The sequence below is a fragment of the Actinoplanes sp. NPDC051346 genome, from assembly GCF_040682215.1.
Taxonomy (GTDB): Bacteria; Actinomycetota; Actinomycetes; order Mycobacteriales; family Micromonosporaceae; genus Actinoplanes.
Map to the genome: position 1 here is coordinate 135,202 of NZ_JBFBAJ010000006.1, position 16,057 is coordinate 151,258.

1 protein-coding gene is annotated in these 16,057 nt (G+C 69.0%); it reads left to right on the top strand.

The features are described from left to right. The first annotated feature begins 78 nt into the window (after nucleotides 1–78). Complete coding sequence (locus AB0M36_RS16905) at nucleotides 79–16,044, top strand: hypothetical protein (RefSeq protein WP_364158059.1); 15,966 nt, start codon at nucleotides 79–81, stop codon at nucleotides 16,042–16,044. Nucleotides 16,045–16,057: the final 13 nt, after the last annotated feature.

Here is a 16,057-nt window from a genome sequence, read left to right on the forward strand (position 1 = left end):
TGAACCGTCGGTGTCGGCGGCTCGTCTTAGGGCCGTCGACGCATTCCTCGACGACCTCGGTGAGACACGGGAGGCGAAGTGGCCGGCACCGGCGACCTCATGATGATCTGCCACGACGGACGGGTCGTGCCGGTGCCCAGCGGGGCGTACCTGCACAACCGCCCGATGAAGGTGCCGATCGACCAGGTGTCGCTGGTGCGTGCGCTCATGACGGCTCCCTTGCCGGATACCGCATTCGTGCATCCGGCACCCGGCGCCGAGCGCTCGGCGGTCCTCGTGCGCTTCCTCGGCGGTCAACCTAGCCATATCCGCCACCACCTCGTCGTCAAACCACCGGCGAGCGTGGTCGACAAGCCGGACGTGCAGGCACTCGAGGAGCTCGGTGACCTCTACGACCTCGCGCTCGAGCTGCCGGTGCGGGAAGAGCTCAAAGGCTCGCGGCGCTCGGTGCCGATCGACGGCCAGGGGCGGCAGACGACCTGGCGGCAGGCGACCTCGGTGCGGTTGCTGACCCGGGCGCAGGCGGCGGCCCGCGCGTCGGTGCAGGACGCGGTGCTGACCGCGAAGGGACCGCAGCCCGCATCGGTGCAGCGCATGGAGGAGCTCGCGACTCGTGCGGCCGACACCCGCGATCAGTATTTTGTCACGCCGGAGACCTCTACCGGCTCGACGCCAAGCGATGCCTTGGCTGGCTATGTCGCCCGCTACGGGCTGCCGGCCGGGATGAACCTCGACGACATTCTGCTGCCCGCGATTCCTCCGACGGTCGCCCGGTTGACGGCGGCGATCGGCGGTCAGCTCACCGAGGTGGATCCCGACCACCTGGTAAGGGGACTGTCGGCCAGTCCCGGGTCGGCCGCGCTGGTGTCGTTCCGACCGGTCTCGTCGGGCCCGGCACAGGTCGGCTGGTTGATCTCCCGCAACGAGGGTCTGTTCTGGCTGGAACCGGACGGCACGCTAGTGCCGGTTGACGTCGATCCGGACTCCGACGACTGGCACGCGGTGGTGCTCCGCGACCCGGAAACCCGGGTGCTGTCGGTGAACGCGGCCGGTCGCCCCACGACGATGGACGCGTTGCTGGTGCCCGACTCGACGGGCGCCGGCGACCGCGCGGTCAACTTTGCCGATCCGAAGATCGTGCGGCGGGTATCTGACGCCGCCGCCCGGTTCGACGACAGCGTCTACTGTGTCGCCGCGGTTGGCGCGATACGCGACCTCGTGTTGGGCGGCGCGCCGGTCGGTCGCCAGGCTGGCACGTCGGTCGACGACAGTGTGATTGATCATGGGCTGTGGGGCGGCTGGGGCCGGCCGGAGGGATGGCCCGGCTTGCACGACTGGGGGCAGATCGACACCCTTGTCGGCGCGGCGGCCGGACGGTTCGCCGTGGTCCTGATGAACCGTCCGGGTGGCGCCGCCGATCTGCGCGGTGTCGGACACGCGTTCGCCGCGGTCAACCAGGGCGGCCGGGTCGAGTGGATCGACCCGGGTACGCCGACGAAGCCGCTGCGGGTACTCACCACCGAGCAGATGATGGCCGCCGTCGCCAACAGACCCGACATGACCAGCGACCTGCGCATGCGCATCCACGAGGCGGACGGTACCGAGGTTGAGCTACCGGCCGGCGCGTTCCAGGCGTCCAATGTGCCGGCCCTGCTCCTCGCCAGTGCGGGTGAAGGGCTCGTCGATGAGGACGACACACCCGCTGCACTGAACGAGGTGTTCGGGTTCGTCGCCGCGGCTGACTACCAGGGACCACCGGTGGGTCGGTTCGCGGGATTCAGTCTGCCCGAGCTGGTGCGGTCCCTGGCGCGGTTGGCGGGGCCGGAGGACGTGTCGTCACCGGAGCCGTTCTCCGCCTTGGCGCGGAGGATCGGAGTCGGCACTACCCAGGGAGGTGCCGGCGAGACGACCCTCGCGGTTCGGCACGAACTGCTGGACGTGGCGTACCTGACCGCGCGGGTGTTCGGTGTGAACCGGTTGACCTCGGCACGTCTGAGCGCGATGCGGCAGCTGACCGAGGTACGGGTTCCCGACGGTGGCGCACCGCTGACCGACTGGGCTGGGTTCGAGGCGCTGGTACGCGAGGTGCGCGGTGACGACCTGCCTGTACAGCGATCCGACGGTCGGCGGCTGCTGGACCTGGTCGCGAAGTCGCCCTCAGCCGGGACGATTGCCGACCTCCGCCGGTGGTGGACCGGGACACCGAAACCGAGACCGTCGGAGCTGATTCTCGAGGATCTACGCGCGGCCGCACGTGCCGGGGAGGTGGAGCCAGCGAACGGACCGACGGCTCTGCTGGGTCCTAACCTGTTCGGTCGGAGCGCGCCGCCGCCACCACCGTGGATGGAGGGAATCGAGCTCAACGACATCGCGACCGACCAGCTGCCGAGCTTCTTCACTCTGCTTGACGTTACGAAGCCCGCGCCGAGCAATGCGGACCTGCGACCGGAGGCGCTTCAGCACCGGCCGGACCTGGTATGGCGCACGGAGCTGAGTGACGACGAACGGTCCTGGGCGCAGAATCCGGAGTCGGTGCCGGAGGAGTACCGGCTGCTGCCCGAAGCGCTCGAAGTGCCGCTGATCTTCAAAACGTACTGGGCCGGAGGGGTGGTGCCCGCGGGCGAGGGCCGCAACAACCTTGCCAACCTCGCCAACGCGTTGGGGAAGGGTGAGGGTAAGCGGGGGATGGTGCTCGTATGGACCACCATTCCGCGCAGCGTATTCGCGCAAGCCATGAAGCTGCCGTCAGATTCGGGCCCGGTGCACCTGCGCGAGATCCGGGAGTTCGTGAAGTGGACGAAGCAGAGCGGCGTCGTGCCGGTGAATGTCGACGAGGTCTACCACGCCGCTGCGCAGATGCAGCTGGACGCCCAGTATCGGATGGAGCTGGACAAGCTGCTCGGCGTGGGAGCCGCTGCCGCCAGTGACATCTTCCGGTTCGTCGATCTCGACGACGTCGGCGGTCTGTACACAGACCCGGACAACGCCCTCCGCGACGATGGAGCCCTGGAATGGCTTAACGATTTGCGGGAGCTGTTCGAGGATCGCGGCTTCGCGGTGGCTGCCGGAAAGCACGGTGTGCGCAACTCGGCCATCTTCATGGCGCGGTGGCACCCGTTCGCCCGGCTGTTCCTAAACCGGCTGGAAGCCAACTACGCCCGGACGCAACGAGAACTGCTCGGTGACGGCTCCGAAGATGCGACCCGCGAAGCCGCTGATATGTGGACCTGGCCGACCATGAGGTCGCACCGCAACTCGGTGAGCAGTCGGACCGGTACGGAGAACCTGCGCCGGGTAAACGAGTGGGGCGGTTTCAGGGTCTCCCGCAAGCTGCCGGCGTTGACCCAGTTCGACATCGGATCGATGCTGAGCTGGGCGCCCGCGGGCCCCCCGCTGGAGCCGCCGCGTCGCTACACCGAGGACGAAGTGTCCGACGTCGTCCAGTTCGTGGTGGCCACGCTGATCCGCGAACTGTACAACCGCGAGGGCGACCTGCATCTGACCTACGTGGCCCCGGTCGTCGCGGGGCTGCCCGACCCGGAGGAAGGCTGGCGCGCGGCGCTCATGTTCATCCTCGAGCGTCCGGAACTGGCCTCCAGGATCAGGACTGTCACCGACCGGCTCCTGGTGGAAGGCGACGGTGGGGTCGGGACCAGGGTAGTCATCGTCGATCTACCGGCCGACATGCGCGAGGCGATCGGAATCCCCGACCTCCCCTTGGGGGAGGAGCCGTCCGGCGTGTGGCGCTTCGGTGAACTGATGCGCCCGAGCAACGGCTTCCCGGGCCTGAAGAGCGCTGCCGAGCTGCGTACCGATGTTCGCACGGTATTCCTGGTCGGTGACGAGGAGACCGACCGGCGCACGCTCAGGGAGGCGCTGTCGGCCACGCCCCAGACGCCGATCCGGATCGCGACCCTCTCGCCGACCTCCGACCACCTGCTCGACTGGTTGCGCGGCCAGCTCGGGAGGTCGACGGTTCCGGTGTTTGTTCCCGGCATCGGCCAGCAGGCCGTGGTGGTGCGGGGTGACCTGGCCGCGCGGTGGCCGGATGGCATGGTCGGCAACTGGCAGCCGATCGGGCGGGGCAAACCGGGCGGCTATCAGACCGTCGAGACCGGCCATCTCGCCCGGCCCCTCACCCCCGTTGCTCCGGAGACCGATGGTCCGGTGACCATGGGTGAACGGGTGGCGGCCCCGGTCAACTGGGGCCGCCAACTGGACGCCCTTGTCAGCCGCGCTCGCGACGAACGGTGGAATGCGCGGCAGCTGCTCGTCCAGGCGGGTCCACTCGTCGCTCGGGCCATAGTCAGCTGGCCGTTGTGGCCGGCGGGAGCCGACGCCGCCGACCTGGTCGGTGACCTTCCCGGTCCGCGTATGGACCGGCAAACCGTCACTGACAGTGCGGGATGGCTGCGCTGGCACACCAACCAGGACGGCGCCGGCGCCCACCCACTCGCCTTCGACGATGTCGTCAACCGGCTCGTCGGGATCCGCTCGGCGCTCGACCGCCTTCAATCGGCTCGTACGGTCGACGGCCTTGCCCTCCGTCCGTCGGCGTCGCCCGTCAGCGAACCGACCGGCGACCTCGACCACGACTACGGCCCACTGGAGTACCCATGGATGCTCCACGGCAGTGAGCTCGACCCGGCACGCGAGGAGGACGTCGTGGACGCCGCCGAGGTGCGCGGCGCCGAGATCCGACTCAACCCGGCCTGGATGCCGCTTTCCGAGCTCACCATGGACCTCGTGGCCGCTCGACCGTCGGCGAACTGGTTGTTCGCGGTGGCTGAGGACGGCGCCGTGTTCGTCGGAGCCCAGAACGCCTTCACGCTGAAATCGGAAGCGGACAACGAACGCCTGATCGAAGGGTTCGAAAGACGCAATCCCGACGGAGAAGGGCTCGCCGCCGTCACAGATCAGGGGCACCCCACGGTAGTACCCCGGATCACGCGGGACGGTCGCACGTTCACGGCCGGCGCACGGGTCAGTGGCGAGTTCAAGCTGGATCCGGTGACTGGGACCTGGCAGGTCACCGACGCCTCGGGGCGATACATGGGGGAGCGGGAGAACGTCGACCCGGATGACGTGCACCGCTGGCTGACCAACGTGGCGGCTCGGATCGGGCAACAACTCGAGGTGCCCGTCGAGGTGCGGAAGTACGCCGAGAGCAGGGCCGTGATCGACCGGGCGCGGCAACTGCTGGCCACCGGGGACAGCGTGGCGATGCTGCGCCGACTCCTCACCGAGCTGCGTCGGGCCCTGCCGTCGGAGACCGAGCCCATGGTCCGCGCGGAGCTGAGCGACCTGTTCGCAGAGGTGGGCGCGCGACTGGCCAAGGCGGGCTCGGACCGGCCCTCGGCCACTGCGGGCGGGTCGGTTCCCCACCCCAACCTCGCGGCCGACACCGGCACGCTGCTCGACGCCATCCTCGACAACGCCCGCCGGCAGGGTGTTGCACTGCCGACGGATGTCACCGACTCCGCGTCCCTCCGCTCGCACATCCGTAGCCGGATCCTCGCCGAACAGCAGCGCTTCACGCAGCTGATCAGGCCCAGCCTGGGGACGATCGTCGCCGATCTGGTGCCCCCGGACAACTATGCGGACCTTCTCGCCGACTTCGACTGGGCACCACCGGAGGCGATGGTCCAACGCTGGCGTGCGTCCATCGAGTCGGCCGCCGGACACGCCGAGGCGGCTCGGCTCGGAGTGTCGGCGACCGACCCGGAAAGCCTGCGCCGACTGGGCATCGGTATCGAGCCGACGTATACGGAGTCCCTCGTGGAGACCCGCCGCCAGTTCGAACGCGACGTGTGGCGGCGGCGGGCCATCGCCGAGGCGATCGACGCCCGCGAGCCAAACACCATGAACGCGCTGGGCCGACTGGTGGCTGACGATATCCTCGACGCGCCGACAGAACTTCTGATCAAGGCCTTTCTGCTCGGTCACAACGATGATCTGTTCGGTCACAACGATGACCCGAATCTAGCCCCGGCGGCCATGATGCTGACGGCGGCGATCTACTTCGACTATGCGGCTGCCTCCCTCCTCGACGACGTCGTGCCCGCGATCGTCGCGGAAGCACTCGGCGTCAACGTCGCCCTCACCTCCGGCGGCCGGACGTTGCCACTCCTGCCTGGAGCCCCGCCCGTTGCGGAGGCGGGCACCCGGGACACCCCAGTTCCGTTGTCCCCGCAGGCGCTGGCCGAAATGCGGGTACTCGCCAACGGGGTGCGGAAGGCGCTCGACAAACTCGGCCCCACCGGGCGCCCGGTCGACGAGCAGTACTGCGCCGAGGTCATGACGGCCGCGCGCACGGTGCTGTACCCGACCGGTGTCGCGGCCGGGCAGACGGTCGACGACAGCGTCCTGACCGGCGACCCGTGGTCGCTGTGGGGCCGTCCCTCGTCCTGGCCGCGGCTGGACAGCTGGCAGGCTGTCGCCGGCTTGCTGGGACCGAACGGGGGCGGTCGCGCGGCATTCGTGGTGATGGGACGCCCGGGTGGCCTGGGCCACGCATTCGTGGCGGTGCGCACCAAGCAGGGCGAGATCGCGTGGTTCGATCCGACCAACCCGCAGCGGCCGTTCGAGGTGATGTCGCACGCGCAGTTCCTGGCGAAGGCGCAGCCGGAGCTCGAACTGCGCGCCCGGGTGTATGACGCCAACCGTCAGCCGGTGCCGTTCGACGGGCCACCGGCTGCCGGTTCGGCCTCGACCGCGCGGGCGATCACCGCGCCCGGCACCGGCGTCGGGTTGGCGGCCGGCGAACTGGAGGGGTTCACCCGGGTCGGCAAAGCGTGGGCCCCTGGTACGCGTCCCGAGCGCAACCTGAGTGGCCGGACCCTCGCGACAGTCCCCGGCGTGCGTCTCAAGGTGGTGGTAGACGTTCGCTCGCGGGTGCAGGTCGGCGAGTCCGGAACCACGTATCCGCGACCCGGCCTGGCCGAGCTGGCCGGCGACCCGGTCGTGCGCGAGGAGAACTGGTTCATCGACGAGGTCGTCTACGACCCCGGCGCGGCCCTGCCGGGCGAGACGGGCCCCATCGCGGAGCAGATCCATGAGTGGGCCGCGACGATGACCCGCTGGATCGACCGAGCCGGCGCGGAAGGGCTGACGGTGCACCAGGCGCTGTCACCCGACGAGCACGGTTACGGCGATCTCATCGACGAGTGGGTCGCGATGCACGGCCCGGACGACGAGCCGGTCGCCCAAGCGGTCCGCGACGCGCTGCGCCCGAACGCCGGGACCGTCGTCGACCCGTCGACCGCCGACGAGCCGTTGTACTCGCCGGAGTTGGCCTACGAAGCCAACATCCTGCAACACATGACGTACGGGGTGAAGCACGCCGGCCTCCCGACGATGTACGAGCAGCTGCCCGGCTTCACCATGCCCGACATGACTGCCGACTCGGGTTTCGAGGACATCGCCATCGCCCTGGGCGATCAGATCCGGATGAACACGTGGCTGCAACAGACCGCCACGCGGATCGCCGACAAGATGACGCGCGCCTTTGTGGCATCTCTCGTGCCCGGCCAGCTGTCCGAGACGAGCATCGAGCACCTGCTCCAATTCGAGGAGACGAAGGCACTGAAGGGCGCGGTCACCGTCGCCCTGGCCCACCTCTTCGGAAAGCTCTACGGCCTCTCCACCGTCGCCCAGCACATGTTCCCCGGCCCGCGGTGGTCGATGGTCAAGGATTACGTCAACGCCCTTCTGCGGCACCCTCCGGGAGGCGTTTTCCGGACCCTGCCGGACGTCGCGCGGAACTATGTCATGAGGCACCTCGCTGAGCTGGTCGAGCAGGCCGGCGAGGCATGGTCGGCGGCCGACCGCGGCTTCGCGTCGGGGCAGTTCGGGGTGAACTGGCTCGACCACCGGTTCGAGTTCAGTCCCCGGAGCTTCACCGCCCGCGAGTTCCTCATGGACGTGTTCGCCGGTGGCAGCGGGTTCGACATCAAGGATTTGTACGGCCGGATGTCCACGTACGACATCGGCGATCTGCTGCTGTTCGAGCGGCGCCTGCTGCCGGTCAACCTGGAGATGCCGGACGGCAGCATCCAGCCCAGCATGTTGGTCACGCTTGACGACACGTACGCGTGGGTGCGGGACACCGTGGCACTCGCCAACGTGGCGAACGAGGCGGCGACCGCGGCGCGTGCCCTCAGCGAACAGTACGGCGGTATCAAGGCGGCCGCGCAGCACTTCCTCGAATACCCGTCCGCGCTGAGCGAGGAGCTCGGCGCGGTGGAGGAGATCACCGCCGGTACATCAGCTTTGCAACTCGGCGCGTTCCGCGATGGCACGTCCGGCGACGGGCGGTTGCTCTCGGCGTCCGATCCGGTTGATTTCACCGACCCGGGGGTGCAGTTTACGGTCGCGCACCTCGCGGGCCAGTCCGATCCGTATTGCGTTGCGGCGGTGGCTGCGATCTTTGACATGGTCTATAAGAGCGCGCCGGTGCCTCGCCCGCCCGGCCGGGCGCACGACGACAGCGTGGTCGGTTTGGGGGTGTGGTCGGGCTGGGGCAGACCGTCGAGTTGGCCGCGGGCGGACGATTGGGCTGCCATCAACAACCTGGTGGCGGCCAAACCGGGCCGATTCGCCGCTGTCTTGATGAAGCGTCCGGACGGGGTCGCCGGTCTGCATGGTGTCGGGCACGCTTTTGTCGCCATCAATCAGGGCGGCGAGGTGCGGTGGATCGATCCGGGCACGCCGACGAAGCCGATGCGGGTGCTCACCACCAAGCAGATGTTGGCCGCGATCCGCGCCGAACCGGGTATGACCAACGATCTGCTGGTGCGTGTCTATGAGGCGGACCGCAGCGAGGTCGAGGCGCCGACCGGCGAGTTCGGGACGTCTACCGTGGCGGCCCTGCTGCTGTCCGGCGGCGGTTACGGCCGGGTCGGGCACGAGTTGCAGACCCTGGTGCGGGTCGGCCGTCCGATCCGGTACGAGCGTCAGTATGTCGATGGCAGCTGGGGGGAGGAATCCTTCGACGACCGGGTGTGGCAGGGGCGTACCCTCGCAAAGCTGCACGGCATCGGGATGACGCTGAAGGTAGACACTGCGAATGTGGCGACCGGGCAGTCGGGCCGGCTCTATGCCGACGCGCAGCTGGCGTGGTTGTCCTTCGATGAGGTCGAGGGCCAGCCGCGGGAGGAATGGTTCATCGTCGAGGTGGTTCCCGATGCCGGTGGGGCGCTGGACTCCGAGCGCGCCGTGGTGCCGTTCACCGCCGAGGAGCAGCTCGGCCTGACCGTCGCCATCACCTTGTGGTTGCAGGCGGCCGGGCAGCGTGGCGCCACCGTGACTCAGGCGCTTCAGCCCTACCAGAACGGGTACGGCCAGCTGTTCGACGTATGGATGCGCTCGCCGCTGACACCGGCACTCGCGTACTACGCCGACATAATCGCCACCCAGCTCCGAGAGCCCCGCCAGACCCAGATCAACGGCATATTCCGGGACGAGCAGCTGTTCTACGACAGCAACAGCCATCCGGGGCAGTTCACGTTCCAGTCGACCTTGGGTACGGGTCCTGCCGGCGTTGACGAGATCCTGCGGGGCTCGGTGCCGCGCACCGAAGGCACGCGTCCGGCGGAGCTGTTACGGATCGACGAGTTGCTGGCCACCGTGCGCGCGTTAGCCGATGGTGAGGCCCGGGCGATGATTCGATCGTTCGTTCACATGCTGCCACTCTCCGATGAGACTGTGGACTTCCTCATGGGCTTCGAGGAGGCGCTCGCGCTCAAGGGAATGATCGGCGTCGCCCTCATGCATCTGCTCGCCGGCCGCGAGAAGAACGGCCTTTACGCGCTGAGCCGCCACCGCATGGCCGAGCTGTTCGCTGAGCTGCCGGCGACGGTCCAGGAATACCTGCGAACCCACGCGGAACGGATCATCAACGACGCCGGCTCCCAGATCCTGAGCGAGCACCGACAGCTGCTCGGTGAACTGATGAGGTTCGACGGCGACGTGGCCGGCTGGCTCGACGTGCCGCAGCGCCCGCACTCCTTCGCCAACGAGCAGGCGCGTCCGGACCAATCCCGGTATTACACGCCGCGGATCTTCCTGAGGGCCGCGTACACCGGCACCGAGTTGGTAGATCTCGACCTGCGGCGCATCTTCGGCGGGATGAACCCCATGCCGGTGGACCGGGCGCTGCCGGGCCAGCCGCCGCAGGAACTGTACGAACTCCGGTGGCACATAGCGCCATTGACCACTGCGTCCGGCGTAGTCAACCACCCCTTCGTGTCGTTGGAGCGCGCCGCGGGCATGCTTGTCGACTCATTGCGGTTGAGTCGGCGGGCCAACGGGATCGCTGCCGCGGCCACTGCGCTGTCGCAGGCGTACGGTGGGCTGAAGAAGGTCGTCGAGCTGCTTTCGCTGCGCGGGGGAGACCTGAGCCGTCTCTCGTTGGCGCCCGGCTACGAGTGGAACAACGGCGTTCTGTTGAGTGCCAACCCGGGAGACGGTCACACTCAGGTCTGGCCATACCAGGAGACGCCGGTGGGTGGCCCGCTTTTCCGGCAGAAGCCGGACGGTTCCGTAGTGCAGGTGTGGCCGTTGGTCCCGGGCGCGGCCCCCAGCCCGTCGGGCCTGCAACTCGGCGCGTTCCGGGATGGCACGTCCGACGACGGGCGGTTGCTTTCGGCGTCCGCCCTGCGGAACCGGTCGTTGGACAGGTCGTTGCACGGTGTACCGGGTTCGCGGGTGCGGGCGGGTCATTACTTCCCGGGTCCGGACGACGCGGTGACCAGCGAGGAGCTGGCCGCTGCTCGGGAAATGCCCAGCATTCCGGGCTGGTTCGTGGTGTTCGTCCATGGCACCGGCGACGGTCGGGTCCGCGTGGGCGACCAGCTGTTGTCGGCGTGGCAGTTCGTGGAGTGGGTGAAGCGTCTACCGGGTGCGGCGGGCAAGAAACTGGCGTTGGTGTCGTGTTTCACGGGAAGCGCGGGGATAGACGCGGGGTTCACCGATCGGGCCCGCACGCTCTGGGGTCAGGCGGCGATGTCGGCTACGGGTATCGTCGAACGGACCCCGAACGGGCGGTGGCTGTCCGGTGACGGCCGCCTGCCGTGGATCTACTACCCGAAGGGACTCGCCGACGGCCGTCTGGTGGACGGAGACCTGCTGACCGCCATCGCGAACGTCACCGAGGCCGGGCCCGACGCGGCGATCGACCAGATCATCGCGGCGACGCGCCGGCTGGCGCCGCCAAGCGTGGAGGTGACCGTTGTGGACGGCAATGAGGTGCGGTTCACCGCCCGCGGACGCTCCGCCACGGTAGCCATAGACGTAGACGACGCACACCCGCGGCCGTCGTTGACGCTGGAGCGGGACAACCTGACCAGGGCGCTGCACGGGCAACGACGCCCCGTCACTGTCAACCTGCCGGCGTCGTTCTCCGTCGACGACGCAGCCGCGCACCTGCTCGAGCTGGGCATCCGCGCGGCGGCCGAGCACGGGTCGGGGACCGGCCGGGTCGGTCGTCTGGTGGTCCAGCGGTCCGTCCGGAACCGGTTCGCCGGTGACAGCCGGACCCGGCAAAGGATCTCGCTGAGCCCGTCGGATCACGGGCAGGTCGGCGCGCTGATGTCGGTGATCCGGCGGCTCGAGAGCGCCGCGGATGCCGATCGAGCGAGACTGGAGCGGGCCGTCATCGACCGGTTGCGGACGATGGGGGTGCTGCGGGACCGGTCCGGTGGGGCACACCAGGGCGAGGCGCTGCTGAGAAAGCTGGCTTCGACCAAGGCAGTGTCTCCCGCGACCATGGAGTTCCTCCAGCGGCGCTTCTGGGACAGCCGCACCGAGGCCGGTGACGACAAGGTGTTGTCGGCGATCGACACCGCGGTCAGCATGTTCATGGCGCAAGAGAAGTTGGTCGCCGCGGCGCAGGTCGACGTGAGCGGTGACACTCCGGTGCTCCGGGTCGCCACGTTGCCTCCGGACAGAAAGAAGGTGACCGACGCCGACCTCGTGTCGCTGCCGATCCGCCTGGTGGACCGGGTGGACGATTCCCTCGACACGGCGGTGGGCCTGCGGGATTCGGAGCTGCTGGTACGCAAGGACGCCAGCGACGCTGCGATCGCCGTGGAACTCTCCGGCGTGTTGGCGTCGTGGGCGATCGACCAAGTCGCACCAGGCACCAGCGCCGCTGACCGGAAGGGCCTCCAGCTCTTCGCCGAGCACACGACCGTGCGCCGGCTGTACTTCCAAGGACGCCGCTTCGGCTGGCGTCGGTTCAGCCGGGCGGCGAAGGACAACCGGTTCTGGCTGCGGTACGCCGCCCGCGTGACGCGCGGTGCGCTGGACCGGGTCAACGACCGGATCCGCGAACTGCTAGCGGCCGGTGGGCTGGACGCGGGCCTGGATGAGGACCTGCGGCAGTCCCTCGGCCAGGTCGAAGGCGTAGAGGTCGCCACGCCGACGTCAAACCTGGCGCCGACATCGCTGCACATGTACCGGCGGCTCGTCGCGGCGGCGGGGTTGACCGTGCAGACGGTCGTGGCGGGTGGCCTGGCCGATCGAAGGTCCGGGTTGATCGCGAACAGTGCGGCGGGGGGTGTGGTGCAGAGCGGCGTGCAGGCCTTCTCGGATAGGGCGGCCGACAAGATTCTCGGTGCTGCGGAGCCGAAGCCCCAACTGGTCGAGGCGAAGGCGGCCGAACCCGCGACGCTCTACCAGGCCCCGCCGTGGACATCGCCAAAGGCCCAACTGACGGAAACCACTCCGCCGGCGGTGGCGAACGCCCTGGTCGGTCTCGCGGTGGCGGGCGGCGTTACCGGCAACCCGCTCAACGGCCTCGTGGCGTTGGGGGTGGCGGTGGGTCAGAGCATCGGCGCCGGCGCCCTATCCCAGTACGTGTTCGACCGCCCGGAGGATTTGGCGAAGGGCCGTTTCGAGCACTACTACCACGCCAGCCCGGACCACCAACGCAACGGCTACGTCGAGGCCGCGTACTACTTCGCCTTCGAGTTGCGTGACCGGCTGCGTCAGGGTGGTCAGGCACTCACCGACGAGCAGCGTGCCGCGTTGGCCGATGTGCGGGACGGCCTCGACAGCATGCGTGGCAGGCTTCGCACAGAGGTGGCCAGCAAGATACGCGAACTGCACCGCAGGCGCGCGCTCCCGCGCCGGTTGGGCCGGACGGTGCGACCATCCAAGACCGCGGACGTCACCTACGACGTCGTCGAACGTGGCGTCACCTCGGGCGCGCCCCGGATGTCGCACAACGCGACCCGCGGAGCTATCCAACAGTCGGCGATGCAGACGCCGCCAGAGGCCATGGCCCACCTCCTCAACAGCGCCGTGGGGCTGATGGACACCACAATGGTCGGCGCCGCGCTGCGCGGCCTCGCCTACGGCGCCGGGTGGAGTCCCGCCAAGGGCATCGAGTTCGCCGACTCCGTCGCGCTGGCCGCGTTCGACGCCCTCGACCGGGTGAACAGACTGATCGCGTTGATCGACTCGATGCTCAATCCGGCCCGTCCGGAACCGGCTGGACCGCGGCCGGCCGACCCGGCCAATCGCCCACGGATCAGGAAGGTCTCAAAACGCGTCGCGGCCGCGCGCGACCAGCGCGACAACAACAAGGCACAGGGCCGGCCCAGCGAGATGCCCTGGACCCACCAGATCGCCTACAAGCACATACCGGCGTTGCTCGGTCAGAGCATCGGCTACGCGATCGGGGCAGGACTGGGCTGGCTCGCCAGCGGACCGCTGATCCCCGCCGTCCTCACGACCGGCGCGCTCGTACAGATCGGAGCCGCCGCTGGGGAAACGGCCTTGCGCGTGAACGAGCCACTGTACCGCCAGGTCGCCCGTGAACGGGCCGTCCTGGACCAGGCGGCGCGGCTTCCCTGGTCGACCGACTCGTTCATCTCCGCGTTGTCCGAGCTCAAGAACCTGGCGGTCGAAGCGAACAAAAAGATCACACCGGTGTCGGTTCGGCGACGGTCCGCTGGGGCACGCCTCGGCACCTGGGTGAGTGGGCAGACCGTCGGCAAGACCGTGCGGATGACACGCCGTGCCGCACGTGCCGGCTCCTGGATCGGCGGCCTCACCGACGGGGCCGACGGACCACGGGCGCTGACCCGAACGCCCGTAGGGGACCAACCGGTGGAACTCACCGTGAACGACCGCGCCGCGCTGCGTACCCTCGACGGCCTTCTCGCCAACCTCGACGGCGCGCGTGACCCTCGCACGACCGCGCGTCCGGACCTCACGCCGGAGCTGGTTACCGCGGCGCTCGCCGTCCATCTCGACACCCTCGGCCTGCGCCAGGAACAGCCCGGCTCAGCGCCGCGCTGGAAAGCGGTGTCGTCCGCCCTGCGTACCCGGTACGGCCGGCGCGTCGCCGGCGATGCCGACCTGGGCGACCTCCGCGCCCATCGCCTTGACGGTGAGTCGCATCCTGGGTGGACGGCAGCCATCAGGCTCGCTCGTGACGCCAACCAGCGGGTCGAACAGCTGTGGGAGGCCGTTGACCGCCTCGGCCCGGCGGAGCGACCCAAAGCACATCGCTTCGACGTCCGTTCCGCGGACACGATCCAGGTCGTCGACCGCAACGGCCACGAGTTCGTGATGAAACTTGACGTCGGCAGCCCCGGTGGCGGACACGACGCCACCATCCAGCTCGCACCCGACGACCTCGTGCACGCGATCCTTGGCACCGGCAGGTCCGCGCCGCACCGGCTGACCGTACGCGAGACCGTCCTCACCAACCCTGAGGCCATGGCCGCGGCCCTCCGCGGGGCGGCGGATGCCGCGGCCGGGCAGCGCGTCAGCCGCCGCACGCGTACCGGGGAGCTCGCCAGCGGGATCGGCTCGTTGACGATCCCGCTGGATGTCGCGATCCGTCCGTCGTCGACCGGCGGGAAGGACGGTCCGTCAGGCGATGCGACCGACGGGGCCGCGCCGGCGACGGCAGGGCAGCATCCCCTGGTGCCCGCACCGTCCGGGACCGAGTGGGACGATCGTGTGCTGGCGCTCGGGTCGTGGCTCGGCCGCTCTCGGGAGGACCTCAAGCGGTTCAAGCAGTGGGCGCCCACCATGACACGGCCGGTGATCGCGGTGAACGTGCCGTCGGGTTCGTCGGATGGACCACAGGCGATGGCGGACCTCGAGACCGCGCTGCTCCGCTTCGCCCGAATCGGTGTGCACCCGGTCGTCCTGGTGAAGACGACGGACCGGCATACCTTTGAGAACCTTCGCGACAAGTACCGGCCGGTGACGATCCAGCCGATGGCCGCCGGGCTGGACAACGTGTGGCAGCTTCAAGGGCCGAGCGGCGAGGCGGAGCGTCTGGAGAAGGAGCCGAACGAGAGACTGTTCCACTGGGCCGACGGGTGGCCCGCCGGGCCAACCGGCTCCGAGCTGCCCCGCGTGCTGGCCGATTGGCTGTCACTGAACGACTGGCCGAGCCGGGAGCTGTACCTGCGCTCGCATGCGGCCGATCTGCTGGCGCTGACGGACGGGCAGTGGGGTGGCGTTGCCGCCGATGAGGCGGACCCGTACAGAATGCTGCTCGACATGGTCCGCGACAACCGCCTGTCCGACCCGTCGGCGCCCCGGTACACACCCGAAGAACCGATCCAGGTGCACTTCATCGAGCCTGCCATCACATTAGAGGGGCGGCTGCCGGAGACGTTCGTGATCGACTTTCTGACGCCGAAGACCTCGTCAGCGCAGCGAAAGCCGTGGTACGACCAGCTGTTGCGCCTTGTTGCCGTGGGTGAGCTGACCGAGCGCCAGATGGTGGTGCTGGCCAGGAACGTTCCCGACGGTGCGGCGGGGCCGAACGCGACCGTGTTCGAAGCCATCGAAGGCGTGCTTGAGATGACGGCCGAGGAGGCCGGGCAGGACCCCGCGACGAACGCGAAGCTGATCGAACTGCAACGGCAGATCATGGCGTGCCGGGTGCCGCCTTGGGACCGGATGACCTGGGTATCCCGGATGGACTACTTCCGGGACTGGTTGCGGGACACCGGGCAGGGCGAGCACGCCGCCCTCATCGAGCTGTTGACCCACACACTGTCCAACTGCTGAGCATCAGTTCTGT